General features: G+C 35.9%; 27 protein-coding genes and 1 pseudogene. 3 read left to right on the top strand and 25 right to left on the bottom strand.

The window, feature by feature from the left end:
* Positions 1-219: 219 nt before the first annotated feature.
* From pckA to ACN1CD_RS02590, 3 genes and pseudogenes are all read right to left on the bottom strand, one after another.
* Positions 220-1730, bottom strand: a pseudogene (gene pckA, locus ACN1CD_RS02600) (phosphoenolpyruvate carboxykinase (ATP)).
* 584 nt (positions 1731-2314) lie between these two features.
* Positions 2315-2665: a translation initiation factor gene (locus tag ACN1CD_RS02595; protein WP_419128686.1), complete on the bottom strand. Its 351-nt coding sequence runs from the start codon at positions 2663-2665 to the stop codon at positions 2315-2317.
* Between the two features lie 38 nt (positions 2666-2703).
* On the bottom strand, positions 2704-3585 hold the full coding sequence (locus ACN1CD_RS02590) for a diacylglycerol/lipid kinase family protein (protein WP_419128685.1): 882 nt from the start codon (positions 3583-3585) through the stop codon (positions 2704-2706).
* A 224-nt stretch (positions 3586-3809) separates the two neighbouring features.
* On the opposite strand from ACN1CD_RS02590, the gene metK reads away from it, so the two are divergent.
* A complete protein-coding gene (gene metK / locus ACN1CD_RS02585; protein ID WP_419128684.1) occupies positions 3810-5060 on the top strand; it encodes a methionine adenosyltransferase in 1251 nt (416 codons plus the stop codon).
* Positions 5061-5125: 65 nt separating this feature from the next.
* Here the strand turns inward: metK and ACN1CD_RS02580 are convergent, their stop codons facing one another.
* Both ACN1CD_RS02580 and ACN1CD_RS02575 read right to left on the bottom strand, forming a co-directional pair.
* On the bottom strand, positions 5126-5656 hold the full coding sequence (locus tag ACN1CD_RS02580) for an ExbD/TolR family protein (protein WP_419128683.1): 531 nt from the start codon (positions 5654-5656) through the stop codon (positions 5126-5128).
* A gap of 92 nt (positions 5657-5748) precedes the next feature.
* On the bottom strand, positions 5749-6279 hold the full coding sequence (locus ACN1CD_RS02575; RefSeq protein WP_419128682.1) for a superoxide dismutase family protein: 531 nt from the start codon (positions 6277-6279) through the stop codon (positions 5749-5751).
* Between the two features lie 117 nt (positions 6280-6396).
* Here ACN1CD_RS02575 and ACN1CD_RS02570 point away from each other — a divergent pair, with 117 nt between their 5' ends.
* On the top strand, positions 6397-6744 hold the full coding sequence (locus ACN1CD_RS02570; protein WP_419128681.1) for a hypothetical protein: 348 nt from the start codon (positions 6397-6399) through the stop codon (positions 6742-6744).
* A gap of 135 nt (positions 6745-6879) precedes the next feature.
* A complete protein-coding gene (locus ACN1CD_RS02565; RefSeq protein ID WP_419128680.1) occupies positions 6880-7731 on the top strand; it encodes an EamA family transporter in 852 nt (283 codons plus the stop codon).
* A gap of 45 nt (positions 7732-7776) precedes the next feature.
* On the opposite strand, the gene ACN1CD_RS02560 is transcribed toward ACN1CD_RS02565, so the two are convergent.
* From ACN1CD_RS02560 to ACN1CD_RS02465, 20 genes are all read right to left on the bottom strand, one after another.
* Positions 7777-8367, bottom strand: a complete 591-nt coding sequence (locus tag ACN1CD_RS02560; protein WP_419128679.1) for a hypothetical protein — start codon at positions 8365-8367, stop codon at positions 7777-7779.
* Positions 8368-8371: 4 nt separating this feature from the next.
* On the bottom strand, positions 8372-9151 hold the full coding sequence (locus tag ACN1CD_RS02555; RefSeq protein ID WP_419128678.1) for a hypothetical protein: 780 nt from the start codon (positions 9149-9151) through the stop codon (positions 8372-8374).
* Between the two features lie 90 nt (positions 9152-9241).
* On the bottom strand, positions 9242-9637 hold the full coding sequence (gene tssD / locus ACN1CD_RS02550; RefSeq protein WP_419128677.1) for a type VI secretion system tube protein TssD: 396 nt from the start codon (positions 9635-9637) through the stop codon (positions 9242-9244).
* Between the two features lie 212 nt (positions 9638-9849).
* Positions 9850-10245: a type VI secretion system tube protein TssD gene (gene tssD / locus ACN1CD_RS02545; RefSeq protein ID WP_029288480.1), complete on the bottom strand. Its 396-nt coding sequence runs from the start codon at positions 10243-10245 to the stop codon at positions 9850-9852.
* A gap of 657 nt (positions 10246-10902) precedes the next feature.
* Positions 10903-11295: a hypothetical protein gene (locus ACN1CD_RS02540; RefSeq protein WP_419128676.1), complete on the bottom strand. Its 393-nt coding sequence runs from the start codon at positions 11293-11295 to the stop codon at positions 10903-10905.
* Positions 11296-11322: 27 nt separating this feature from the next.
* Positions 11323-11544, bottom strand: a complete 222-nt coding sequence (locus ACN1CD_RS02535) for a hypothetical protein (protein WP_419128675.1) — start codon at positions 11542-11544, stop codon at positions 11323-11325.
* A gap of 138 nt (positions 11545-11682) precedes the next feature.
* On the bottom strand, positions 11683-12453 hold the full coding sequence (locus ACN1CD_RS02530) for a hypothetical protein (RefSeq protein WP_419128674.1): 771 nt from the start codon (positions 12451-12453) through the stop codon (positions 11683-11685).
* Positions 12454-12489: 36 nt separating this feature from the next.
* Positions 12490-13089 carry a hypothetical protein gene (locus tag ACN1CD_RS02525; RefSeq protein WP_419128673.1) on the bottom strand — a complete coding sequence of 200 codons (600 nt, stop codon included), beginning with the start codon at positions 13087-13089 and terminating at the stop codon, positions 12490-12492.
* Positions 13090-13093: 4 nt separating this feature from the next.
* Positions 13094-15892, bottom strand: coding sequence for an OmpA family protein (locus ACN1CD_RS02520; RefSeq protein WP_419128672.1), 2799 nt, complete (start codon positions 15890-15892; stop codon positions 13094-13096).
* A 3-nt stretch (positions 15893-15895) separates the two neighbouring features.
* Complete coding sequence (locus ACN1CD_RS02515; protein WP_419128671.1) at positions 15896-16375, bottom strand: DUF4280 domain-containing protein; 480 nt, start codon at positions 16373-16375, stop codon at positions 15896-15898.
* A 4-nt stretch (positions 16376-16379) separates the two neighbouring features.
* A complete protein-coding gene (locus tag ACN1CD_RS02510; RefSeq protein ID WP_419128669.1) occupies positions 16380-17330 on the bottom strand; it encodes a hypothetical protein in 951 nt (316 codons plus the stop codon).
* Positions 17331-17377: 47 nt separating this feature from the next.
* Positions 17378-18310, bottom strand: a complete 933-nt coding sequence (locus ACN1CD_RS02505) for a hypothetical protein (RefSeq protein ID WP_419128668.1) — start codon at positions 18308-18310, stop codon at positions 17378-17380.
* A 2-nt stretch (positions 18311-18312) separates the two neighbouring features.
* A complete protein-coding gene (locus tag ACN1CD_RS02500) occupies positions 18313-19287 on the bottom strand; it encodes a hypothetical protein (protein WP_419128667.1) in 975 nt (324 codons plus the stop codon).
* A gap of 2 nt (positions 19288-19289) precedes the next feature.
* Positions 19290-19466: a hypothetical protein gene (locus ACN1CD_RS02495; protein ID WP_419128666.1), complete on the bottom strand. Its 177-nt coding sequence runs from the start codon at positions 19464-19466 to the stop codon at positions 19290-19292.
* A 2-nt stretch (positions 19467-19468) separates the two neighbouring features.
* Positions 19469-21331 carry a type VI secretion system Vgr family protein gene (locus tag ACN1CD_RS02490; RefSeq protein ID WP_419128665.1) on the bottom strand — a complete coding sequence of 621 codons (1863 nt, stop codon included), beginning with the start codon at positions 21329-21331 and terminating at the stop codon, positions 19469-19471.
* Positions 21332-21666: 335 nt separating this feature from the next.
* Positions 21667-22062, bottom strand: coding sequence for a type VI secretion system tube protein TssD (gene tssD / locus ACN1CD_RS02485; RefSeq protein ID WP_154279629.1), 396 nt, complete (start codon positions 22060-22062; stop codon positions 21667-21669).
* Between the two features lie 127 nt (positions 22063-22189).
* Complete coding sequence (gene tssD / locus ACN1CD_RS02480) at positions 22190-22585, bottom strand: type VI secretion system tube protein TssD (RefSeq protein WP_029281978.1); 396 nt, start codon at positions 22583-22585, stop codon at positions 22190-22192.
* 315 nt (positions 22586-22900) lie between these two features.
* Positions 22901-23473 carry an NAD(P)H-dependent oxidoreductase gene (locus ACN1CD_RS02475; protein ID WP_419128664.1) on the bottom strand — a complete coding sequence of 191 codons (573 nt, stop codon included), beginning with the start codon at positions 23471-23473 and terminating at the stop codon, positions 22901-22903.
* A gap of 233 nt (positions 23474-23706) precedes the next feature.
* Complete coding sequence (locus ACN1CD_RS02470) at positions 23707-25095, bottom strand: DUF5458 family protein (protein ID WP_419128663.1); 1389 nt, start codon at positions 25093-25095, stop codon at positions 23707-23709.
* Between the two features lie 18 nt (positions 25096-25113).
* A complete protein-coding gene (locus tag ACN1CD_RS02465; protein ID WP_419128662.1) occupies positions 25114-25560 on the bottom strand; it encodes a hypothetical protein in 447 nt (148 codons plus the stop codon).
* Positions 25561-25584: the final 24 nt, after the last annotated feature.

Here is a 25584-nt window from a genome sequence, read left to right as displayed (position 1 = left end):
ACCTGATTTTGTTGCGAAAAACAAATTTATAAATTGATTTTAAATTACAAATTAATAAATCAATAAACAATTAAATCGTTACTTAAGATTTAGTTTCCGGTAAATATACTGCGTGTATAACAAAAAATTGCCTCAGCCGGAGGCAATTCTTCCACAATGAAAACTAAAATAAAATCTAATTGCAAATTTTTCGGCCAAAAAAAGCATTTTAAGCCTCATTTAACACAATTTTAACGCTTGCTGGTGTACTTTTGACACTTTGGGTTGCTCAAACTGTTTAAAATTTTGTTCAAATGCCTTTGCCAGTTCATAAGCTTTTATGAAGTACTCTTCCGGATTACTCCACATTTTTGAAGGGTCTAATATTTCATCCGGCACGTTAGGGCAATGTAAAGGAATCATTAATTTAAAAACATGGTGCTTTTTGTAATGCTGATGATCCAGACCTCCGGTTAAAGCTGCTCCAATCATCGCTCTTGTAAAACTCAACTTCATCCGTTTACCAACCCCATAAGGTCCGCCGCTCCAACCTGTATTTACAAGCCATACGTTTACCTCATGCTTTTTCATTTTTTCACCTAACATTTCAGCATAGACTGATGGATGTAGTTGCAGGAACGCTTTACCAAAGCAAGCAGAGAAGGTAAGTTGAGGCTCGGTAATTCCAGCTTCAGTACCTGCAACTTTAGCGGTGTAACCACTTAAAAAATGAAACATTGCCTGTTCCACGTCTAGTTTTGAAATGGTGGCAATACACCAAATGCATCAGCAGTTAAGAAGAAAATATTTTTCGGAATCGCTGCAATTGATGGTAAAATTGCATTATCGACGAATTCAATCGGGTAAGCTACTCTTGTATTTTCGGTTTTATCTACATTTGTATAATCTACCTCCTGTGTTCCGGGCAAGAAATTAATGTTTTCTAATAAAGCTCCAAATTTGATTGCTTTGAAAATTTGGGGTTCTTTTTCTTCAGTTAAATCCACACATTTTGCATAACATCCTCCTTCAAAATTAAAAACAGAAGTATCTCCCCAGCCATGTTCGTCATCTCCTATTAAATTCCGGTCAGGATCTGCAGACAAAGTTGTTTTGCCTGTGCCAGATAAACCAAAAAAGATTGCCGTATCTCCCACTTTGCCAACATTGGCTGAGCAATGCATAGGTAAGACATTTTTGTATAGCGGGAGAATAAAATTTAACACCGAGAAAATTCCTTTTTTAATTTCACCAGTGTAGCCCGTCCCACCGATCAGGATCATTTTTTTTGAAAAATTAATTACAGAGAAATTTTCTTGTCGCGTGCCGTCTGTATTAGGATCTGCAAAAAAACCAGGTGCAGCAATAATCGTCCATTTTGGTTGTTCGCCCAAGCTTTCGCGATCAGGACGAAGAAAAAGATTATTTGCAAAAAGATTCTGATAAGCAGTTTCAGTAATTACCCTGATCGAAATGGTATCAGCGGGATTAGCACATGCTGATGAATCCCGCACATAGATTTTTTTATCCGCCAGGTAAGTGGTCAACTTATTGAACAAATGATCAAATTTATCGGGACTTATTTTGATATTAACATCACCCCACCACACCGTATTTTCGGTAACCTCATCGCAAACAATGAACCTGTCTTTTGGAGACCGGCCAGTAAACTTCCCGGTATCAACCGCTAAAGCGCCTGAAGAAGACAGTACACCTTCCTTGTTCAATAATGCTTCATCAATTAATTCCATTGGAGATAATTGATAATTTACAGTAATGTTTCCGCCTAGATTTAAATAGCCTAAATCTGGCGACTGCAATTTCTTTTTGCTCATAAATAATAAGTTGGTTAGTGAAGCAAAGTTAAGCAGTTATTCACTAGAAAAACCAGCATTCGAACATAATTATTTACATATTGTAGCAAATACACTATTACCTAAAAATCTAACTAACAGGAAATTAAATACTTTTTTAATCTCAATAAAAAATCAAAAAAATACACTAAGCCAATTGATGAAAGAGAAAGTCTTTCACTGAAAATAATTACCTGCGGTAGTTATGAAGAAGGTTAGCACATCAATAAGGAGATCGAAGAAACTTTCTAAATTTCATGAATGAAGATCAACTTGCGAAGTTTTAGTGGCCTTTGTTGTTGGAAATACTTCGAAAGTTTTATGATACTGTCATCAAAACTTACGAAATTCTTCGGCGCACAGGCTTTTGAAATTTCGTAGTTGATAAATTATAATTTTTAAACAGCTTATATGAATAATTAGTTTCTTAAGGAAAAGTTTCAGAGATTTTGCTTTATACGAATTGTGAATCAATAGAATTATTAACCACCAGCTTTTTTAACCTTATAACCGTCTTTTTGAAGAATAGCCATTACCTTATCCCGAACATCTCCCTGGATCATAATTTCTCCATCCTTTACTGAACCGCCAACGCCACATTTGGTTTTAAGCATCTTACCTAGAATATCAAGGTCTTCTGTACGCCCCTTATAGCCAGTAATTAATGTTACCGCTTTCCCACCCCGGTTCTTCTTATCCAGCATTACCCTCAAATCTTGTTGATTATTCGGGGAGGTGACGGTATCATCAACCTCTTCATGATATTCGAAATCAGGATTAGTTGAAAACATAATTCCTCCCAGATCACTCAGGCTGTTCTTTTTAGGTTTCATGATACAAAGGTAAGGGAAATTGTGAATCAGAAAATAAGTTAAGGTACAATAACGGCTAGAGACAGTGGATTAATTGAGGCTTTTATCTCTGTGCCCATTTGCAAAGGCTCTCCATCTACATGAACGGCACCGTCTTTTTCTCTGGTAATCTGAATATGTTTTCCTTTGATAATTTCGATCATTTCTGAGGTTTCTGCAGTTCCTTTGAGCATTACATAACCAAGCATCGGCAGCTTCAGTAAGCTAAAGGGCTTGATAATGCAAACATCAAGTAAGCCATCTTTAACAGATGCCCCCGGTGCAATAAAAACATCATTACCATACTGTGAAGAATTGGCTACAGTAACAGCAAAAGCCTCCCTGGAAAATTCCATTCCATCAATATTAATGATATATTTTTGAGCACGATAGCCAAATACCTCTTTCAAACCAAGCTTTACATACCCTGCTAATCCTCTTTTCTTATCGCTGGAAAAAACTGCACTTAAATGCGCGTCAAAACCAATTCCAGCGAGATTGAAGAAACTTTTGTTATTAAAGGTCGCGGTATCAATTTTCTCTGTTTTTAAGCGATTTATAGCCAAAATTGCATGCCGAAGATTTTTAGGAATCTGAAGGAATCTAGCCAGACCATTTCCTGACCCCAAAGGCAAAATACCCAAAATCTTATTGTGCTGAAGCACTTTTGTAGCTACCTCATTTATGGTTCCATCGCCACCTGCAGCAATAATAATGTCGAAATTTTTATTTGCTGCTTCATCGGCCAGCTCTGAGGCATGACCAACATACTCCGTAAATACAAAATTTGCATTAAACTTCTCTTTATCGAGGTATTTATCGATAAAATCCGGAATACGTAATTTCCCTTTCCCACCGGAAATCGGGTTGATGATAAAAAGTATATTGTGCTTTGTGTGCAAAACGTAAAGAATGAGGGTACAAAATAATCTATAATTTTTGAAATAAAGAAAATATGCTAATTTTGTCGCATTATATAGTGGACCGATTTGCTATTCCGAACACGTTCGGAACGGATTGCAACCACTTAAAAAAAAGTGCTAATACCTCCTCCAATCATTTACAACCTGTTTCCAGGGGTCGTTGGCGCTTTTATAAATGTTTATTTATCATTAAAATTTAATAGATGTCGTATTTATTTACATCAGAATCTGTATCTGAAGGCCACCCAGACAAAATTGCCGATCAAATTTCGGATGCGTTAATTGATAATTTTTTAGCTTTTGATCCTGAATCAAAAGTAGCCTGCGAAACTTTAGTGACTACCGGGCAGGTAATTTTAGCTGGTGAAGTAAAATCTAAAACCTATTTAGACGTACAGCAAATTGCACGTGATGTAATTAAGAAAATTGGTTACACCAAGAGTGAATATATGTTCGAAGCTAATTCTTGTGGCATTTTATCAGCCATACATGAGCAATCTCAAGACATTAATCAAGGGGTAGATAGAAGTAGCAAAGAAGAACAAGGTGCTGGCGATCAGGGGATGATGTTTGGTTATGCTACCAACGAAACTGAAGACTATATGCCATTAGCATTAAATCTTTCTCATAAATTACTACAAGAACTTGCTGTTTTAAGACGCGAAAACGATGAAATCAAATATTTACGTCCGGATGCAAAAAGCCAGGTTACTTTAGAATATGATGATCACAATAAACCTGTACGCATTGATGCAATTGTAATTTCGACTCAACATGATGATTTTGACGAGGAAGCGACCATGCTTGCTAAAATTAAAACAGATTTAGTAGAGATTTTAATTCCAAGGATTATTAAAAGTAATCCACAATACGCTCATTTATTTAACGATAAAATTGAATACCACATTAATCCAACTGGTAAATTTGTAATCGGTGGGCCACATGGCGACACTGGTTTAACTGGCAGAAAGATTATTGTTGATACTTATGGCGGAAAAGGTGCACATGGTGGTGGCGCTTTCTCTGGTAAAGATCCGAGCAAGGTAGATAGAAGTGCCGCTTATGCCACTCGCCATATTGCAAAAAACCTGGTTGCTGCCGGCGTAGCTGATGAAATTTTAGTTCAGGTATCTTATGCTATTGGTGTTGCCAAGCCAATGGGAATTTACATCAACACTTATGGCACAGGTAAAGTTGGTAAAACTGATGGGGAGATTGCGAAGATTGTAGAATCAATTTTCGACATGCGTCCTTACTTTATCGAGCAACGTTTAAAACTAAGAAACCCAATTTACAGTGAAACTGCTGCTTATGGCCACATGGGTAGAACACCAGAAACTGTTACTAAAACTTTCAGAACACCAAATGGTGAAGAAAAAACAGTTACTGTGGAGTTGTTTACCTGGGAAAAACTAGATTTCGTAGATCAAGTAAAATCTGCTTTCCAATTATAAAATTATTGAAATCTAAAAAAGGGCTTTGCGATCGAAATTGCAAAGCCCTTTTTGTTTCTGAATATCTATAACTTATTGGCACTCATAAAACTGGTTTCTTCTGGCAAAATGTTTTCATCATCAATGGTATATGACTTGATACCGGCTATTTTCATTTCATCTATCAGGTCTACAAAATCCTGAAACTTTGAGGTAGCCGTTGGTTTAATGATCACTAACATGTATTTTGAAGCAATATTATGATTGGCCCTGGCTACCAATTCCTTATTAGAGCTGATCACTTTCTGAATGTCCTTTATAGTGGTTATTTTCATCACTGCCTCTCTTGCTGTACCCATGTAACACACCGCTTCATGGCCTTTTCCGAGTAGCACTGTCATTGTTCTGGATGCAGGATAATCCATACTGCAATTTTCGCAAGAATCTGGCTTTGCCACATCGGCCGCATTTAGGTTACTGAGAGAGGTTGTCAGCATAAAAAATGTTGTTAATAAGAACATGAGATCAACCATAGCAGTCAGATCCACTCTTGGTGTTGTTTTTTTGGTTCTACCTTTCACGGCCTTGCCGCTTGAAGATTCATTTAATGTTGCCATATTTTAGGTTTTAAAATAGGATGACAACCTGGATGAAATTGCATAAAAAAGGCGATTAAAAATTTAATCGCCCCAAATCGTTTTTATTTATACTACTTCGCAGATTCAATAACTCCACAACCTACTCTCGGACCTGAATTTCCGGTTGGTTGCGTTTTATAATCATCAGTTCCACCATGTACAATAATTCCTCTTCCGATAATATTTTTCACGTCGCCATCTTGTACACTCCATCTATCTGTTGTGATTGATACTTCACCTTCACCTTTTGAATCAAGCTTGATGTTCCCAATATCACCACTGTGGTAAGCTCCTGAATCCCATTTCCCATGGTCTTCCTTTGTTGGGTTCCAGTGCCCGTGGGTATTTTCTCCCATATCGCCACAATCTCCATGTTCATGAAAATGAACTGCCACATTACTATCAGCTTTTGCTGCGAATTTTAATTTCAAATCCATTTTGATTTTGCCGTCGCTTAATCCGTAAAATTTAACGGTTCCAATACTTTTTGATGGATCTGCAGTTTCAGAAAGATTTGCAGAAGCAAGTTCTGTTTCTTTTTGTGAGCAAGCGCTCATTAATGCAATGCTGACAATGGCTAGGCCTAGAAAATATTTTTTCATACAATTTAAATTTAGTTTAATAGGAAACAGATTGATAATCATTTAGTTTGACTTTAGATAAAAGACAAAACCATTTCAAACGCCAGGTGTTTAATAAGTACTTAAAATCATATAACTATGGAACAGCCAATTGCAATGAATACTTTGAGTCAAATTCTAGAGAAATTGAGGCTGAAAGGAAGAGATAACGAATTAAAAATGACCGACCACGGTAAGATGCAGAGTAAATCTCTGAATAAAATTTATAAACCAGAAGATTTAACAATTGTTAAAACCTATCGTTTTGAGGGAGATTCAGATCCGGCAGATAATTCAGTTTTGTACCTGGTTGAAGATTCAGATAAAAATATTGGATACATGTTAGATGCCTATGGTATTTATTCGGACAATATTGGTTCTGGATTTGACGATTTTCTGAAAAAAATTCCAACCGAAAACAGGGATGAGCAAGAACTTTTTTGCTAATAAAAACTAGACTTTTTTCTAAAGGCACGGATTTATTCCGTGCCTTTTTTAGTTTATAACAGAAAGGCCATAAAACTGATAAAAAGTGTTTCTACTCCTGGAAATATGTAATTTCGCCGCTCGTTTTCCAGTTTAATGAAGATCAAATTAAATATTCCACCCATTCCGGCAGTTGTAATCGCCATCGTAAGCGTACAATGCGGAGCAGCAATTGCTAAAGGGCTTTTCCCTGAGATAGGTGCAGCGGCTACAGCATCACTTAGAATTGGGTTATCGGCTGCAATTCTTTTAATTGCTTTTCGTCCTAATCTCTTTAAGCTTAACCCTAATCAATGGAAATACGTAATTCTTTACGGAGCTTCCCTAGGCATGATGAACATGGTTTTTTATCTTGCCATAGCGCGTATCCCTGTTGGTTTGGGCGTTACTCTTGAATTTATTGGGCCTTTAATCCTCGCGATTTTTGGTTCCAGACGCGTAATAGATTTTATCTGGGTTGCCTTATCAATCCTTGGCATTGTTTTAATTGCACCCTGGACCAGCGATGGATTGGATATTTTGGGAGTTTTATTGGCACTGCTTGCTGGTGTATTCTGGGCCGCATACATTATACTTGGCGGTAGAATATCAAAAATTATGAAAGGCGGTGAAGCTGTTTCAGTTGGAATGTTAGTGGCCACTATTATCATTTTACCATTTGGCATTTTAAGTGGTGGTTTATCCCATTTAACTCCTAAACTATTGGGTCTTGGTGCAGCGCTTGCCTTACTTTCGAGTGCGATTCCCTTCACTTTGGAAATCGGTGCTTTAAAACAATTACCGGCCAGAACATTTAGCATATTAATGAGCTTGGAACCCGCAATGGCATCATTGGCTGCCTTTGTCTTTTTACAAGAATACCTTTCGGTTACCGAATGTATTGCAGTAGGCAGCGTAGTAGTTGCATCTGCAGGCTCTTCGTTTACCGCAAGAAGAAGTAAAATTTAAACTCTACCTCTTATTTGGACATTAAAATACCTCAATACGAAACGATTATTTAACAGGCCATTTAGCGTAGGTAGAAAGCATTTTAAACTTACCATTAACCCTGCCAAAGATGAAGCTAAAATAACTTTCAGCTTGTGTACTGGTTTCTGGATACTGCATATAAACCTCATACATTTTACTGCCCGAATCTGTTAATTTTTTAAGTGATTGATAATAAACCTCATCGGTTTTCTCATCAATTTCTGATAGATTATCTTCCTTACATAAAGGTAAAACCCTTAAAACGTCTGCATTAAAAATTGCAGATTTATAAGTATTAAATTCTGCTAAACTAATGGGGTCAATGGGAACACCTACACCATTGGACACTTCTTTATGACTGGTATAAAAGGGGAAATTCAACAATGAAGCAACATTATTTAAATCCTTCTTTTTAAGGTTATTCTTTAAGTTTTCGAAAAGCATTCTAAATTCCTGTTCATCGGTAAGATGTTTAGAAAGTTGTTTTGCAGTTGCTTCACCTAATACTTGATCCTGCTCCTTATGTTCCTTCCCTTGTACCTGTCCATTTTCTGTTGTACAACAGATTAGAAAAGGCAAGACAATTAATATGGTTAAAATTCTAATCGCTTTCATATCATTAATGCCTTGGAATATAAATTATGGTGCGCTGCTCCATCCTTTTCAAAATTACCGCAGCTCCCATTTGTTTTGATACCGCTTCGGCATCAAACTTTCCATCGGCCACGTACTTCCCTTTTTGATATTGATTAGAGTAACTCCATAGGTAAGGCGAATTTACACTATGGTATTTAAAATAACCAAATCCATTGTAGGCCTCCAGTTTGCGTAAAACTGTTGGCAAATTCCAGTTCGTTATTTCATTTAATTTCATCAGTTTCAAAGCATCAACTGCACTTTCTTCAAAGGTGAATGGTGGGCCATGACCAACTTTTGGCCTGTTCGCCGGTACCCTAATGGTATAGCCTGATAACGGATCTCCATTATGCAGATGCTTTTTAAAGTCGAAACTGCATTCTAAATAATGTGCGCATGCGATGAAGTACCATGGAATTTTAGACGATCCAACTACAAAATTATTAAAGGAGCTTTCAAAAGGGTTTGTTTGAACACTGCTAAAAAAAGTATTTACCGACTTAGGCTGATCAGAAAAAAGTGCAGGCTGAAATATTGGATTAGACCAAAAAGCAGATACTATCGGTTTTATCAATGAGTTTCCGGCTACCTGATCGGAGATATCTGTATATCGATTTCTACTGGAGCTGATGTGATCATCTATTACCTTGTCAATTGTTCCTGTTTTTGTAGGATCTATTACACAGTCATCAAACATTTTAATGTATTCGAGGTCTGTTGGCTGAGATGGCTTTACTATTTTTATTGTCTTCGTTTTTTTCATAGGTAAACCATTTACAAAAATATAATTGCAATGCCTTAAGCAATATTTACTTCAGACAGTAGGTGCCCTTACTGTCTAAAGTAAATAAAATTAAGCTTTCGGCCAATCATTTTCGTGTTCTGCATTACCCAGTTTGAGTTTACGGGCAGATACCACAAAAGTAAGTGTCATTGGTGTATTGTCGTTTACCGCAATACCTTCACTATATTGAATAATGTAACCATCTTCGAAAGTAAGTTCTTTCATTTTAGCGTCTTCTTCGCCCTTCTTAAAAGTAATCGTTCCTGATTGTGGCTTATACTGGTTATTCACCATTGATTCGATTACCGAAGTATCCTCTGTAGATTCAATTTCGATGTTAATGGTTCCACCATATACACCTGAAGATGGACGGCCTTTAGCGTCTACATCTCTGTTTAATGAAAAGCTGCACTGTAGAACATCAAATTCCTTTGAACCTAATGTTAATCTGGTTTTAAATGCCATTTTTGTAAGTTTTAATTTTTGAAATGAATGAATTGCGGTTAAGGGTAGATAGGTTATAGGGTTAGATGGGTTAGAACAAAAAATCTAATTAAACTATGCTAAAACCTAAATTAAACTAAACTGGTTAGCGGGTTAAAGGGTTAGACTAAATATTCTAATTAAACTATGCTAAACCCTAAACTACACTAAACTCTAACCAATACTAACCCCTTCTACGCTTTAGGCCAGTCGTTTAAATGCTCTGCGTTACCAAGTTTCAACTTTCTGGCTGAAATCTGGAATTTAAGCGTCATTGGATGATCGCCCACAATGTTGATTCCTTCGGAATACTTCACAATGTAGCCATCTTCAAAATCAACTTCTTTCATTTTGGCATCTTCTTCAGATTTTTTAATCAGAAGGGTTCCGGTAATGGGTTTGTATTGGTTGTTTACCATCGCTTCGATTATTGAGGTGTCTTCGGTTGACTCGATCTCAATATCAATGGTACCGCCGTAAACTCCGGAAGAAGGTCTTCCCTTAGCATCTACATCGCGGTTTAACGCATACGCGCAATGAAGTACATCGTACTCCTTGCCCGAAAAATTCAATCTAGCTTTGAAAGCCATAGTGTCTAAATTTAAAGGTTAAATAAATAGGTTATTGCAGCGTCCGCTGCTCAAATTCAATTGACCAAATATCAAGCCAGTTATTATGTATGTAGCTCATATATAACAGCTAACACTCGACTATTTCTAAAATATTATTCTACGGCCAGGAGAACGCAGATTTTTGACAAGAAAAATTGTGTTTTTTTTGAAAATAGCCGAAGTCTGATTTTTACTACATTTTATAGATCAAAAAATTGTAGCATTTTTGGACAAGGTGTTACTTTAAGAAACACATTTCCAGATAAAGTTAGTTTTTTGCACCAATAGAAAGTGCGCAATGCGATCCAGCCTTTAAGTCCTTATATTTCATATTCAAGACTGTTAACTAAACAGATAACTCCTTATCTTTGAAGCTTCAATCTGGAAAAAGGATTAATAAAAAAGGTAATTTTTATTAAGATGGATTTAGCTTACATTTTATTTAAGCACGTCTGGGTACATCATTTTATATGAATCGTATACACTAAATGCGCTTCGGCTTGAAGAATTTTCAACTTTTAAACCTCTTTTTAAAAAACTGAAGTTGGTTTGAATATGATTAACACAATCATACTGATTTACAAAAATCCATTTGTTGGTTTCCGGAAGATCCCAGAAATAGAAATCGCCATGTACTTAATTCGTATTTGTTTTATAGCCTTTGTATTTTGATTTTAAATAATCTAACACTTTTTTACTTTCTTCCTCATCAGCGGATGAATATTTATATCCTAAAAGCTTTTTAGTGTTATAATTATCTATATAAATCCATAAATCACTATGATCCGAAACATTCCCTTTTGGAACTTCATAGGTTGAAATTTCTGCACTTCCAATTTTAAACCCATCCAATTGAGTAGATGAATAGCCATTTAATCCATAGCTTCCCGCGAGGTTTTTACGGAATTCTTTATGCCCATCGATAATTTTAGAAATATCTTCGTCAAATTTCAATGCTTCCAGATCAGTTTGTGAAGTACATGAAGTCGCAAGGCAACCGATTAGAATAATAATAATAAATTTATTCATTGAATTTTATTTTCATGTGAGTCTTTTTTACTTAACTCTTGTATATTCAGTTTTTTCGCCTCCAGCCTCAATAACTAATATATCGCCTTTAAAAGAGTAATTTGAATCAAATTCCTCGTTTGAGGTAGCCTTTCCTTTATAGTAAATTTTATCTGTACTAAGTCTATATGTCATTTTTGAAACAACCTGTTCGTTTCCCTCTCCGGTTTTTTGAATAAATTCACCATTTTGGGTAAATTGCACATACATTTTTCCAATATATTCGCCAGTTTTAAGATCTTTAATCTTACTGTACCAATTTCCAATGATTTTTTTTCTTGATCTTTAGTTTGAGAAGTACAGCTCAGAAAAGCAAAAGCAATAATATTATTAATTTTCCTTTCACAATTAAATCACTTCAAATTCTTCTCTTCCTTCTGGAATATAGAATGAAATATCTAACATTAACTCTTCCTGCGTTTCACTATTCTCTAAATATAATGCAGATTCTCCATTCACCTTCTTTAAAAAAGCAACTTTATTATCTGCACATAAAAACATTAAAGAATCTTTTGGAATCGGTGAGATGTTAAATCCAGATTTAAAATCGGCAATAAGTTCGGTAAATCTCGCCCTCGATTCACCCTTTGATAAATACATAGAAACAGCCACGTTTTCTTCTCTTTTGGAAATCAATTTATTATAATCATCAAATCGGCCGTCCTTGATGATTCTCGCCGATTTTCGATAAGCTAATTCAAGTTTTTCTCTGCAATGATTAATGTTTTTAAGATCTTTACCGTTTTGCCATGCATCTAATTGATAAGGAACTTCAGCTTTAAAAGAATTTACGTACTTCAATAGCGGTATTTTTTTCTCTCCTACTATTTCTGACTTGTAATCTCCAAACTGTTGATTAAAAACAAAATCATTGGCGCAATCGAAAAGTTTTATATTGAATTTTACTTCTGATTTAGGATGTAATTCCAAATCACCTAAATTAGGTAAAATAGTAACAGATATAAACTGGGTACCGCTTTTTAATATCGCATAATTGATAGGGATATTACTGGCAACCTGACCTTCAACATTCATGTGGATAACCGGGTAATCATTTACCCTAATTTCAAAGAAGCATGCCGATGCACTAAAATCGATCATGTAATATGGCTGTTTCATATACTGTTAGTTGACGATTATGTTAATCAAAATCTGTTAGGGAGTAAATGTTTTAACTATAAGCGAAACAACCTTTTTTTGTCCATCTGAAGTTGTTGCCTGATTGTCTACCGCATAGAGAATAGAAGAAATATTTGGCTTATTATTCGTGTATTCATAATACTGAACCAGCACAAGTGTTTTATCTTTCAAGATCCAATAATAAGCTGCATTTCCCAGCACTTTTCCTTCACTGTTCTTTTGGGGAACTTTCGAAAGTACTTTCGGAGCTTTATATTGTGACTTTAAATAAGTTAAAAGTTCATTACTGATAGATGTGTCCTCTATCTCTATTTTAATCCCCTTGGTTAGACGTTTTGTAGTATTATTAATTAACACTCCAACAGTAGAGCTTTTTATAGCAGTTTCTTTACTATTTACAAAAGAAATATTTCCAAATTTATATTGTTTAATGTCTTTAGTATATGCTACAGGAAGCGTAGTAACAATTTCTCGGGCATCTGTCTGAAACTTGGTACTATTTAGGATCTCTTTATAATTCTTAGCAAAGTTGATTTTTTCAAGATCGATCTTTTCTTGCGATCGACATGACAGACACATTATAAAACACTGAAATATTAAAACTATCTTTTTCATATGATTAACTTTTAATTAATGGAATATTGGCACTGATTCCAAAAAGTTCCTCCAAACTTTTGATCACATCAAATTTAGGAATCACTTCATTATATTTGCCTTCTGCAATGATCCCTTCATCTTCACTACTCCCCTTCAGTTCTCCAGGTTTTTTATTTTCGGCTTTTGGGATTTTCTTCTTTGCTGACATTCCTACTTTTCCCTTGATGACATATTCAGCATTCAATCCGTCAAATCCTAATTTCGGTCTGTAATTCAGACCCATCTTATCATATTTCACTCCATGGCCAAATGTGACAGAAGCATACCCTTTTCCACTCATTTCAAAATAACCCTCGACTTTAACAATTATTAAATTAGATTCTGCCTTAGCCCAAATACCTGCCTTTAGCTCAACTTTAAGTGTATTTGTTAATTCTAATTTACTTTCTTCATCACTTTTATCGCTTGCCGTATTGAAAGAAAAACCAATATTAGTTTTGATTACACTCGAAATAACAAGATCAATATAAACATCGGCTGTTACTTTAGCGCCAAAATCATCATTACCAAATTCTATGCCTGTATTTATTTTATCTTTTATAAATCCATAAAGTCTTACAGCTCCAGGAGCTGCGGTTCCTCCGCTAACTGCTCCAGCAACCAATCCTACAGCAGTACAAAGAAGATCTATAGTCATCTCTAAACCAATTAATGGTTCAGCATTGAAGGAAATATCTACTTTGGTTCCTATCTTATCTGTTTGTGTTGTTTTTTCCAAATTCCATTCTCCTTTGAGATTTAGATTAGGAGGCTTAACAGCAAAAGTCATGGGTAATCCTTTAAAGCCTATATTTCGGACCTGACCTTTGGTTTTATTTGTTATTCCATCGGACATCGCACCTACAGAAGCAAAAAGATCAAAAAGCTTTTTAAATTTAGTTTCATATTCTGCTTTCAGTTCTTTACTTCTTTGATAACTATCATTATTTTTGTCCCATTCACCTTTAAGGCTAAATCCAAAAGACGCATCCTTTTGTTTCCATCTTCTTTCAGCACCGACTTTACCCGCTTTACTTTGCAATTCTTTATGTTTTGCAGCAGGTTGATTTTGCCATTTAACACTTAAGTCATTGGTAAGATTGATAAAAAACGTTAAAGTCCATTTAATATCCGGATAAACCTGAATATTTAACGTCGGATTATTTTCTACCGAAAAATATCTACAGGAATGGACGTGAACTAAATATTCATTGGCTGAGCTATAAACATTCGTTAAAGTAGCCTTATTCATAGGCCAGATGTATTGTATAGGCATAAGATCATACTTACCTATAGCAGATACAGCAGGGATTATAATACTTCCTTCCTTTTGTGCTTTTTTCTCATTCAGATTGTATAGCGTAATAATTTTATCATGCTTTTTTCTTTCAAAACAAGCTTTGGTATCAAATTTTACAGGTTCAATAGTAATGTTTTTGGGCGTACTACCCAATATTGTTTGATAGTTAATGGTTTCCGCATTATGTCCGTAATATTCAAATGAAATATCTACCCGCCTATTACTCGTATATTCATATTCATTTTTGTATTTAATATTATCCCGACCCATTTTATCATCAGTGGGATTAACTTCGCCATGTCCGGCTGTTTTAATACGATTAGGATCTAACTTCCCTTTTATAAAAAATCCTCTAACGGTTTTTGCTCTGTTTTCTGACAATACATTGTTGTGGTTTTGTTTACCGATTACGCATGCAAAGCCATCAAGCTGGATTGTACTATATCTATGTTCGAGTAAAAACTGCAAAATGTTGTTAAGCTGTTTGAGGCTTTCGGGTAAAAGTTCGGTACTGTCGAATTTAAAAACTATAGATATTAACGTTTTTTCGCGCTTATCCTTAATATTCCGAACACCTTTACCGTTATCGAAAATAAGAACAGGTTTAGCTCCAGCTTCCGTAATATTAATCTGTTCAAACTTACACAGCTCGAATCTTTTCGCATTTTTATCCGGCTCATAAATGGTAACGGGTGTTCTGTTCTGTGGCTTCTCTACTACTTGAGAAACTACCTTATCCTTAATCCTTAAGAACCTCGCATGCGCAGTATCTCCCTTATCATCCTGAATATAGTTGCCTGTTTTTGGATGCACAACGCGGACATAAAACTCTTCTACATCTGACCTGTTCTTCATCGATTGATACCAGGCAAATGTATTGGGAATTTTCAGGTTTATTTCGCCATTAATTACGTTAACGAAATAGATTTTCCGGGTAACCTCGTCTTCTTTTGGCAATAAACCATATGCCGACCGCAATTTTCTAAATACCCTAACTTCAACATTATTATATCCGTTTAAGCCTTCGGTATTAAATTTAAGCCAAATCAGTTCACCATAAGAAAACTGGTAGGTCTTGCGGACATCTTCTCCACCCTCTGTACGGCTCCACTTACTATCTACAATTTTGGCTGGCGATTCACCTCTAATTTTTATACCTGATTTACCATCAAAATTACCACTCCATGTTGCTTCAATATAAAATAAATAAGGTCCAGATAATTTTCTCGGTATTTTTAGCGCATATTTGGCGCTACCAGGCAATGTTTTTTGAAACTCTATAAATCCCTTGCTATTAAAAACAGCCCATTTTACATCTTTATTCTTATCTTGCTCAGTACTTCCTGGCAGCCATTCGCCTACTTTAAACCATACAAATTGACTTGGTTCGACAACTAAAAGCTGATTGGCTATAGAGCCTTTTTTCGAATTATATACCGTACCCTCTCCTGTCCAGACAATTTTTTTAATTCCCTTCGCCATATTTTATGATTTAACACTTACCTCCATGCCTTCAAAATCATTTGCAGATTCATCTAAAGATTCTGACATTGGATTTAGCTGTGATTGTACATTTTTATTTGCGTTATCGAAATTCTGCTTAGAGGCTTCCGCTTTTTGTCCATGCTGAATAATTTCAATGCAATCTGTACCGCCAACCGGACAAGTTGCCTTGCTGTCTTCAAGCAAAATTTTTCCTCCATTAGAAAGTATAGTTTCCTCATAAAAGCCTGACCACTTGGTTACAATTGCATTACAGGGCCTGTTGTTCATCTTTGAGCAGGAGCCAAACATGTTTTTTTCAAAAGTTGCATTAATATCAACCGTAGTAGCTATAGGCTTCTTGCTTCCATCTTTATCGTTTGCATATTCTTTAGCATGGGTAAGAACCTTTAGTTTATCAGGTGCTGATCCAAACTTGCACATGCACTGAGCACCCTGAACGACAATATGTTTTTCTGCCATATCTTTATTTATTAAATAACCGCTCCCAAAATCCTTTTCTTGATGAACCATCAAGAATCACCATATCTGAAACAGGCAAACGATCAACATTGGTATCTAAAATAAAATCGTGATCAAATTCTTGATCCCCATTAGGAATTATTGATATTTTGACCTTTACACTTGTTTTAACTGCTTCTTTATACGTTACGGACGAAAAAAGCGAAACAATACGTTTATTCTTTGGGTGCAAAAGATAATATCCTTCATAACTGCCCGCAACTTTGTAAGCAAAATATTCATCATTAACAGGAAGAATGGTACCCTCATGTAACAATTCGATTCCGCCGAAATCGTTGGTCTCCGCACTTAATTTTTCAATGGTTTGGTATCCCTCTATTTTAAAATCCCGCACAATCGGAAATTTATATATGTTTTCAACTGAGTGGTTCCTTCCGTATTCCTTATAAATTGGCCGAAAAAAAGTATGAAGAAACCAGTCATGGTTTAAAAATGCGATCTGTATTTTCTCCTGACTGGAAAGCTGTTGTTCCATTTTCAGCAGGTAATCTTCTACCAGGTCGCCTTCAAAATTATCCAAGATTTTATTTTTTACAGTTGGCCAGCGGCTCAATATCTCTTTATGATTGTAAATAGATTCAAAACCACCATTATGGTCTACAGAAACTACCAAAGGATAGAATACTTTTCCCGCAGCATAAGCCAATCGATCGGCTATAAAATCTGGTAAAGTTTCATTAATAAAAACATCACTTATCCGCTCAATCTGAAAAAGTGCCTGATTTTCATCAACAGGCTTTAATCGGGTTAAACGCAATTGATACTTAACCTCATTATTTTCCTGTTCTTCGTCAAAATTAATAACAACACCATAGTTAACAGACTGTTCAGCCGGCCATTCCAAACGAAGGGCACTTAGGCCAGGATAGTAAATTTTTTTATTTGCAATGTCCACCTTAATGTATAATTAATTCTAACATTCTGTTTCTTTTCAATAACAGGCTATTTCATTTGCCTAATCAGTTTTAATACTTCCGCCTGTGTCATGTGTATTGAATTCACTTTACCGAGGCTTTTTTTAGTGATGGCTGTAGAAATTTCTGTTTCTAAATTTTTACCCGTTTCTTCCACATTATCCTTCCACTTTAGCGCGACAGATTTTGTTGGACTATAGATTGCTTTACGCGACGTGATCTGACGATCTTCATTGTTGCGATAAGTTGTCATTTCAATCGAAGCTGGATTTAAATAACTAATCTTTTTACTGAAATGTACTTCAGCCGAAGCTGCTTTTACCAACTCAATTTTACCTACACTATTATATTGATATTTAAAATTCCAGGTATCTTTTACTTCCGACTGACTTCTGAGTGTCGTGATCTTTGATTGCTGAATGTTTTTTCCCCACCTCGCCTGATTTGCAGAAAGTAATAGTGGATAAACATCTGTAATGGCATAATCCTCAAGATAATCTTCCAGAAAATCGAACAAACTTAAAATGGAATGTTTAACCTTTACCTGTTGTTTCAGTAATGCGTAAAAGTTAGGATAAAGTACATAACGATCAGTTTGATTAATCAGCAAGCTATGATCTGAATCCTGAAATATGATCTGTAATCCTTTATTGTCATCTGAATTACTTAACACTGATTTTACATCAAGATTAAGCCCCTTACTCGTTGCGGTCAGGCCATATGCTGTAGCTTCAGACAAAACTCCATCAGCCACTTTATATACAAATAAACTGTCGGCCAAAGTATTATGTATATACAAAATTCTACTCGTATCTCGTTCCTTCTCTTGTGCGGATTTAGATTCTACATATCGGGTCAATAAAATAGCGTTGTAACTATTTGTAGTCTTTTTCCTCTGTTGTGCTACCGTGCAGCCCATAAACAGGAAATTCAGAATCATTATATTGATTATTTTAATCATGCTTACTTTGGTGTTGATGCAGTTAAACGGGTTGGTGTAATTTTCCAGAAAATACTTTTCCCTGCTGTGATAGTGGCCGAAATGCCATTTGTGGTTTTTACCCCTGTTTCATAATAAAAGTTTCCACTGGTCCAGTACTGCTGATCTCCAAAATCTGTTGATGGAACAGCATACTTAATCCTATCGGCAACATCAACTTCTTTAAACAGAAGCTTGCCATCCGCTCCTTTCAATTGCTTTCCATCAGGTCCCTTTACGGGTTTTTTAACTTTTTTCGTCAGGTGCTCATGTGTACCTTTATCTGTCTTATCATCGTGATTGCCTTTATCTTTATATCTGGCAGATGTACCATTCGCAGCTACAAATTCATCATAGATATTTTTTGGAATCTCTACGAATTTATATTCGTCAAATTTGTTTTGCCCTAACTTATTGTACGGATTTGTTTCGGAATTCCCCCACGCAAGAAAGTCAGTTCCATCCCAAAATTCTGCTCCATCTGTAATGTCTTTCACTCCAAAACAGACATCAAGTACAGCATATCTTGCCAGTTTGGATTTTTCATCATTTTTATCTGGAAGTTCTTTTTTACCAGGTACTGATGAGTATCCAGAAGCTAATAGCGCACGCCAGGTTTTCTTTGTCGAAACAGAACGGTTGTGGCTCGTGAATGCTACACATCTGAGCTCCTTAATATCTGCATTACCCGATTCATGGCTAATGATGTAGGCAATGTATCTGAAATCTGCATGAATCAATGCCTTACCATCATATTTTACCAGCTGCGCTGCATCATTAACAGTTTCCCATTTTTTTGCCGCAACTGCCTGATCATATTTCTCTTTTGTAGTGATAAAAATTTTTGCACTGCCCGCTATCCCACCAAGATATTCGCCTTCCCTTGTATAATAAACATACTGTACATCGTCTTTGGGCTCTTCCGACGGGGCATAACTACCAAACTGAACATTTGCCATAACTAACTTGATTTACCACCTTGACCAACCACTTTTTTATTGCTAACAAGAAAAAGATTCTTAAGTCTTGCTTCTACATTAATATGATCGGCTATTTTTTGAATATTATTTCCTGCAATGAGTTTATAATCCGTTCTTACTCGGATGCTCATATTGGTACATTGTTTTTTAATGGCCATAACTAAAACAATTTTGATTTCTCGGCACTGTTTACCTCAACAGTTTTACCACTTTGCAAAGTCATATTTTCTTTCTGACTAAATAAGGTAATCTCACTAGCCAGTTCGTTTGAGGTTTCAGCCTGTCTCATGAAGTCTTTAGATACAGATTCTGTCCGGTTATCAGAGTTCTCCTGAATATCACCTGTAGCACTTAGGGAATAATTGTTTCCTGCAATTATCGAAATGTCTTTATTAACAGAAGTGCTTTGATTATCTCCTACGCTTGTACTCTGATCTTTACCCACCTGAACATCCATATTCTCCCCAACATTAATCTGCATATTCTTGCAATTCAGCGTCATGTTTTCTAAAGCGGTAATAGTTATATTATTGCCTTTAGTATCAATATGGATAATATTTTGGTGGATATCCGTAATCTTTATCCCCTGCGTATTGGCATCATCATCAAACTCTACCAAATGTCCACTTCTGGTAATAATACTTTTTAAGTGGTTTTTAATCAGCGGACTGCTATCCACACTAGAGCTGTGGTAAACACTTCCCATTACCACCGGCCGGGCAATATTTCCTTCTTCAAAGGCAATCATTACCTGATCATTTATCTCCGGGATAGCAAAGTATCCGCGGTTATTTCCACGTTCGCCTACACCAGCACTCGGCGTAACCACACGCAGCCATTCGGTTACATCATTGGTTAAACATTCCCATTTAAACTTCACCTTAATACGCCCCTGACCTTGCGGATCGTTATTATCAATCACATCTGCCAACTGCATATCTGGTTGTGGTCTTTCAAAATTTTTGACCAAAAGGCGTTCAGTGGTAGCTATTTTACCCTCGAAAGTATTGTTATACTTCCCGTTCTCATTAATATGATGATTAATACTGGTGATTAGAAATTTGCCTAAACTCTCAGAAGTGAAAGCCAATTCTTTACGGAGGCTCATGGTAATCTCCGCAATGCTTCCAATACTGAGTTCGGCATTATCACCTTTGGCAGTAACTTTTAAAAGCTCACTGGTATTAGCTTTTTCTTCGTTATCTACCAGGTTTTTGATATCATTCCCGTTATCTACCCGAATTAGGGAAGGTTGATTAAAGGTTTTGCTATAAGTAAGGTTGGATGCTTTGATCGCATGCGATAAATCTGGCGTACCATTTACTTTCCCACTGCTTTCGCTCTGGAGCATTTCATCTTGTTTTGGGTTGTAAGCGAAACGCTTGTTTTTAATAGGCCCAATTTCCATGGCATACTGCATCTCCTGCACATCTCTACCGTAAAATAGAGAGATTTCATTTTGCACATCAGGCTTACCGAAATTAAGCTGCTTGCCATCATAGAAAAACCATTCGTGATATTCTGCCGAAAGGCGATTCAAAAAGGCAAAATCGCTTTCCTTATATTGAATAATATAGTCTATTGATGATCTTCTGGAAGCATTAACCGCTACACTTAAATCATTCGCCGGGGTATCTTTGGTGGCTAACTTTACGATCTCATTTAGATCTTTATCTAAATAAGATCCTAAATCTGGTCCGCGATCGATTAAAATAGTAGGACTATAACCACTTACAATGATAATTCCATGATAACCGTGGCTTTGCGAAAGTTCTACTTTAGAAACCAAACCGACGAAATTTTGCATCCCTTCTTGTGAATGACCGAAAGATGCTGTCAGGGTTTTACCTACAAAATCGCGGCTATCATCTAAACTGATCAGTCCTGGCGCACCCATTTGGTCATGATTAAAACGAAGCTCGAAATAATGGTGTTCATTAAAAGCTTGTTTGAGACTAAAGGAAGCGAAATGAGTAATTTCCTTATCTTCTATGTTGATCTCTGTAATGAGTTTCTTTTCCATATTGATGATAAAATCAGTGGCTCAACAATTGCTAAAAACTTTATTCAGAATGGCAGGCGGAGTTCATTTAAGAACAAATCAATTCACGTACCGCGCTTGGTTTAAATAATGTTGGTTTATGCCAATGTTGCCCAACCTATAAACGTTTAAAACTAATAACTTTTGCTGTGCACTTATAATCTAAATACAGATAAAGCTTTATTTATGATATAATCAATTGATATATCATAGTAAACGAATAATTCAGATGAGCGGTTTATTTGAAATAAAATCTGATAGAAAAAAGCGACTGGCAGAACCAATCGCTTTGATAGATTTTATGCTGTTAAATCTGACTAAGCTTTAGGCCAGTCGTTTTCATGTTCTGCATTACCCAATTTGAGTTTTCTCGCTGATACTACAAAAGTAAGTGTCATTGGTGTATTGTCATTTACGGCAATACCCTCGCTATATTGAACAATGTAACCATCTTCGAAAGTAAGTTCTTTCATTTTAGAATCTTCCTCACCTTTTTTGAAAGTGATTGTTCCTGATTGTGGTTTATATTGATTATTTACCATTGATTCAATTACCGAAGTATCTTCAGTAGATTCAATTTCAATATTAATGGTACCACCATAAACGCCTGATGAAGGACGACCTTTTGCGTCTACATCTCTATTTAATGAAAAGCTGCACTGTAATACGTCAAATTCCTTTGAACCTAGTGTTAATCTGGTTTTAAATGCCATTGTTGTAAGTTTTAATTTTTTTAAAATGAATGAATTGGGGTTAAAGGGTAGATAGGTTATAGGGTTAGATGGGTTAGAACAAATATCTAACTAAACTACACTAAACGCTAAACAATACTAACCCCTTCTACGCTTTAGGCCAGTCGTTTAGATGCTCTGCATTACCAAGTTTCAACTTTCTGGCTGAAATCTGGAATTTAAGCGTCATCGGATGATCACCCACAATGTTAATTCCTTCGGAATATTTCACAATGTAGCCGTCTTCGAAATCAACCTCTTTCATTTTAGCATCTTCTTCCGTCTTTTTAATCAGAAGGGTTCCTGTAATAGGCTTGTATTGGTTATTTACCATCGCTTCGATAATTGAAGTATCTTCTGTTGATTCGATCTCAATGTCGATGGTACCGCCGTAAACTCCGGAAGAAGGTCTTCCTTTAGCATCTACATCGCGGTTTAACGCATACGCGCAATGAAGTACATCATACTCCTTGCCCGAAAAATTCAATCTAGCTTTGAAAGCCATAGTGTCTAAATTTAATGGTGAAAAATTTGGTTATGTAGCCAAGCTACCGTAACGAACTCTACCCAAATATCAAGCCAGCAGTTAATTAAATAACTGATGTGCAAAGCATAAACACCTCAAGATTTAATTGAGAAAATTGAAAATATCCCTTTGGTATAGCTTCAAGCGCGAAATATTACAAGGGAAAAATGTGGAAAAATTCTATAAATATTTCCTACGTAGACAGACAAACGAAAAAAGACAAACACATATAACTGTAGCAATTCTCCACAATGTGTAGCACTTTAGGGCATAACCTCTAAACGAATTTGAATTTTAGATGAGTTGAACACCAAATTTTTCCATTTTGGCTACCCATTTTTGACTATAATGATTTTCTAAAGAATGTAATTCTCCAATTGTATTGGTCAATACCGGAGTCATCTTACACTTCTCAAAAACAGCTTTTTTTATAGCCAGGTAAGTGGTTTTTTTATTTGCTTTCCATTCTTTGAAAGTTGCTTCATCTAAAATGGAAACTATTCTTGCAGAACGGCCACTAAAATTATTATTGATGTTCTGATTTTGAGTCGTGAAAATTTGATCGGGCATAAATAAGCGATCAAAAAATCCTTTGATTTTTGCAGGAATGTGATCTACATAAACCGGACAAAATAAAACAATATGATTGCTCTGCCTGATGGCATTTAAAGCTTTCTGCAAGTCAGGTTCAAGTTCTGCGATCTGCCGGTTATTAAAGAGCTTGTTAGAATTAAAAATAAGGTCGATGATGGCAATTTCCCTAATCGTAGCGCCAGAGCTTTCTGCACCATTTTTATAGGCATTAATCAAAAAATCTGTGGATACCGTCTTTTCTATATCCCCATTCAGGATAAGTACTTGCTTCATTTATAATTGGTATTTAGCTTGTGAGGCGGTAGATGTTACAAAACTATAAAGTTTTTGTTAACCTAATGCATCAAAAACAAAAAAACCTGATCGCAATGATCAGGTCTCCATTTTTTATTTACAGGCAGCTTTCAACGCATTTCAGTTACCAAATTCAGTTTGATGCTAACTGAATGGCCTTTTAATCGTCTCAACAGCCCATTTTATTCAAAGCACATACTTAAATATTCTGGTTATTGTTGATTATATTCCGATGCCCAGGTTGTATTCTCGTCTTCACCTTTGTGTCCATCTAATTTCACTACGAAACTTTTTGCAGGGAAATATGGCGTAATATGGATATCTAAATGAATTCTGTCTTTTTGCTGTTCATCGCGTTCAAAACGCATAATTTTAAACCTTTCAATTAAACGATCTGCTCCCTGAATCCCATCTAAAAACTTCACAATCTGACCTCTTAAATCCTGCTCTGTTTTAGAAGTCCAGTTTTCAAAAGCTCTTCTATTTAAGAAATCGAATAATACTTTGGTGATATAATCAAATACCCGCACAACCGAATAAGTTTGCAAGCCGATGTTATCGCCATTAAACAACGTTTTGGCAGAGAAAGCCATTACTTTTCCGTATTCGTTTACCATTGGTACTAAACCAACTCTTTCCAGGTGTGAAATTTCACTTTTCTTCAAGTCAAACTTAACGCCATCTACTTCATTTATAGCACCATGTTTTTTACCGGCAGTAACCTGAGACATTAATGTGTAATACATTTTTCCAGCTAGAGCAGCCGATCCAGGAACAGTTAAATCATCCTCTTCTCCTACTTCGGCAACTTTACCTCTACCTACCAGCCAGTTACAAGTCATGATTACGTTCGAACGGAAAGCATCTGCACCTGTGAAGTTGGCTGCAGTAAATAAGTCCAAAACATCATCCGGCTGATCTAAATCTGCAAAATCGGTTACCAGCATGGCTTTATTGCTATGTGCAATTTTACCCCAACGCTCCAAAACTTTGTTCGATCCCATATAACCAGGAACAACCATTAATGAATAGTTTTTACGCAAATCTAAACGATCGTAATTTTGCTTAAGCTCATCATCAACGTAATCAATAAAACGTGGGTTATCCAAATCTTTGATCTGATCCATCGATGCGTTTAAAAGCACTACATTTTTAAGCTTATCAGATTCCGTGTTTTTATAGAATAAATGAACAGATCTGTAAGCTTGTTCCAGCTCTCTTGAACTTTCAAGCGCTGTTCCAATGTTTTTATTCAGGTTTTCTTCGGCAGCGTTAAGCTTTTCAGTGCTTTTTTCTACCATATCTGCAACTGATGATGAAGATTCAAGTACATCGATCCAGAGCTGAATTTTCTTTTTCAGTTCTTCTCGTTCTTTCCTTTTCTCATCTCCCGTTAAAAAGATTTGCTTTCTGGCTTTTCTTTCAGGGTTTAGATTCTGAAGTCCATCAACAGTAGTTTCTAATAAATCGAAACCACCAACTCTGGCTAGTTTTTCTAAGTTATCTTTAAGTGTTGTTTTTTCTACGGTTCTTCCTTCAGCAGATTTGAAACCTGCCTGAGATATATTTTGGTCTGCGTTTAATTCTTGAGGATTTGACATGTTTTCTTAGCGTTTAGATTATTTATTTTGCTCCAATTCATCCACAAAGTTCTTCAAAGCACTAATGAAAGCACTTTTAGTTTCTTCATCATCAAGCGTAGCTTTTAATGTTTTATTCGATTTTAATTGTTTGATTACATTAAGAGACATTTCTCTTTCAATGTTCACGTTAGTTAAGTAATTACTTTGGCTGATGATATTTTTCACACCGAAATCACTTAAATCGTTAAAGTTGATCGTTTCGCCAACGGTAGAGCCATCCTGTTTTTCGAAAGCTACTTTCACATTTGGTTTATAGTGTTCAAAAACTTCCTTAACTGTTTTCAATCCTTCAACCTTTTCTGGTTTGATGGGTTCGTTATCTGTTAATTTTTGTACAAAAAGCGTTTTATTGTGGGCAATTTCTGCGAAAGCTTCCGAGGTATCTATTTTTCGCTCGTTTCCACCAATTTCATAATTAAACATAGTATGTAGTTTTAGGTTTAAGGT

Origin of the sequence: Pedobacter sp. N23S346 (assembly GCF_048515415.1) — a bacterium.
Classification (GTDB): domain Bacteria; phylum Bacteroidota; class Bacteroidia; order Sphingobacteriales; family Sphingobacteriaceae; genus Pedobacter.
This window is presented reverse-complemented; position numbering and strand designations above follow the sequence as displayed.

Coding starts and splice junctions, on each gene's coding strand:
- ACN1CD_RS02475 (WP_419128664.1), bottom strand. CDS start 23,473: ATGAAGCAAGTACTTATCCTGAATGGGGATATAGAAAAGACGGTATCC.
- ACN1CD_RS02570 (WP_419128681.1), top strand. CDS start 6,397: ATGGAACAGCCAATTGCAATGAATACTTTGAGTCAAATTCTAGAGAAA.
- ACN1CD_RS02530 (WP_419128674.1), bottom strand. CDS start 12,453: ATGAAACAGCCATATTACATGATCGATTTTAGTGCATCGGCATGCTTC.
- tssD (WP_419128677.1), bottom strand. CDS start 9,637: ATGGCATTTAAAACCAGATTAACATTAGGTTCAAAGGAATTTGATGTT.
- tssD (WP_154279629.1), bottom strand. CDS start 22,062: ATGGCATTTAAAACCAGATTAACACTAGGTTCAAAGGAATTTGACGTA.
- ACN1CD_RS02515 (WP_419128671.1), bottom strand. CDS start 16,375: ATGGCAGAAAAACATATTGTCGTTCAGGGTGCTCAGTGCATGTGCAAG.
- ACN1CD_RS02520 (WP_419128672.1), bottom strand. CDS start 15,892: ATGGCGAAGGGAATTAAAAAAATTGTCTGGACAGGAGAGGGTACGGTA.
- ACN1CD_RS02595 (WP_419128686.1), bottom strand. CDS start 2,665: ATGAAACCTAAAAAGAACAGCCTGAGTGATCTGGGAGGAATTATGTTT.
- ACN1CD_RS02575 (WP_419128682.1), bottom strand. CDS start 6,279: ATGAAAAAATATTTTCTAGGCCTAGCCATTGTCAGCATTGCATTAATG.
- ACN1CD_RS02580 (WP_419128683.1), bottom strand. CDS start 5,656: ATGGCAACATTAAATGAATCTTCAAGCGGCAAGGCCGTGAAAGGTAGA.
- metK (WP_419128684.1), top strand. CDS start 3,810: ATGTCGTATTTATTTACATCAGAATCTGTATCTGAAGGCCACCCAGAC.
- ACN1CD_RS02555 (WP_419128678.1), bottom strand. CDS start 9,151: ATGAAAAAAACGAAGACAATAAAAATAGTAAAGCCATCTCAGCCAACA.
- ACN1CD_RS02500 (WP_419128667.1), bottom strand. CDS start 19,287: ATGGCAAATGTTCAGTTTGGTAGTTATGCCCCGTCGGAAGAGCCCAAA.
- ACN1CD_RS02470 (WP_419128663.1), bottom strand. CDS start 25,095: ATGTCAAATCCTCAAGAATTAAACGCAGACCAAAATATATCTCAGGCA.
- ACN1CD_RS02560 (WP_419128679.1), bottom strand. CDS start 8,367: ATGAAAGCGATTAGAATTTTAACCATATTAATTGTCTTGCCTTTTCTA.
- ACN1CD_RS02525 (WP_419128673.1), bottom strand. CDS start 13,089: ATGAAAAAGATAGTTTTAATATTTCAGTGTTTTATAATGTGTCTGTCA.
- ACN1CD_RS02565 (WP_419128680.1), top strand. CDS start 6,880: ATGAAGATCAAATTAAATATTCCACCCATTCCGGCAGTTGTAATCGCC.
- ACN1CD_RS02490 (WP_419128665.1), bottom strand. CDS start 21,331: ATGGAAAAGAAACTCATTACAGAGATCAACATAGAAGATAAGGAAATT.
- tssD (WP_029288480.1), bottom strand. CDS start 10,245: ATGGCTTTCAAAGCTAGATTGAATTTTTCGGGCAAGGAGTACGATGTA.
- ACN1CD_RS02535 (WP_419128675.1), bottom strand. CDS start 11,544: ATGTATGTGCAATTTACCCAAAATGGTGAATTTATTCAAAAAACCGGA.
- ACN1CD_RS02465 (WP_419128662.1), bottom strand. CDS start 25,560: ATGTTTAATTATGAAATTGGTGGAAACGAGCGAAAAATAGATACCTCG.
- tssD (WP_029281978.1), bottom strand. CDS start 22,585: ATGGCTTTCAAAGCTAGATTGAATTTTTCGGGCAAGGAGTATGATGTA.
- ACN1CD_RS02540 (WP_419128676.1), bottom strand. CDS start 11,295: ATGAATAAATTTATTATTATTATTCTAATCGGTTGCCTTGCGACTTCA.
- ACN1CD_RS02505 (WP_419128668.1), bottom strand. CDS start 18,310: ATGATTAAAATAATCAATATAATGATTCTGAATTTCCTGTTTATGGGC.
- ACN1CD_RS02495 (WP_419128666.1), bottom strand. CDS start 19,466: ATGGCCATTAAAAAACAATGTACCAATATGAGCATCCGAGTAAGAACG.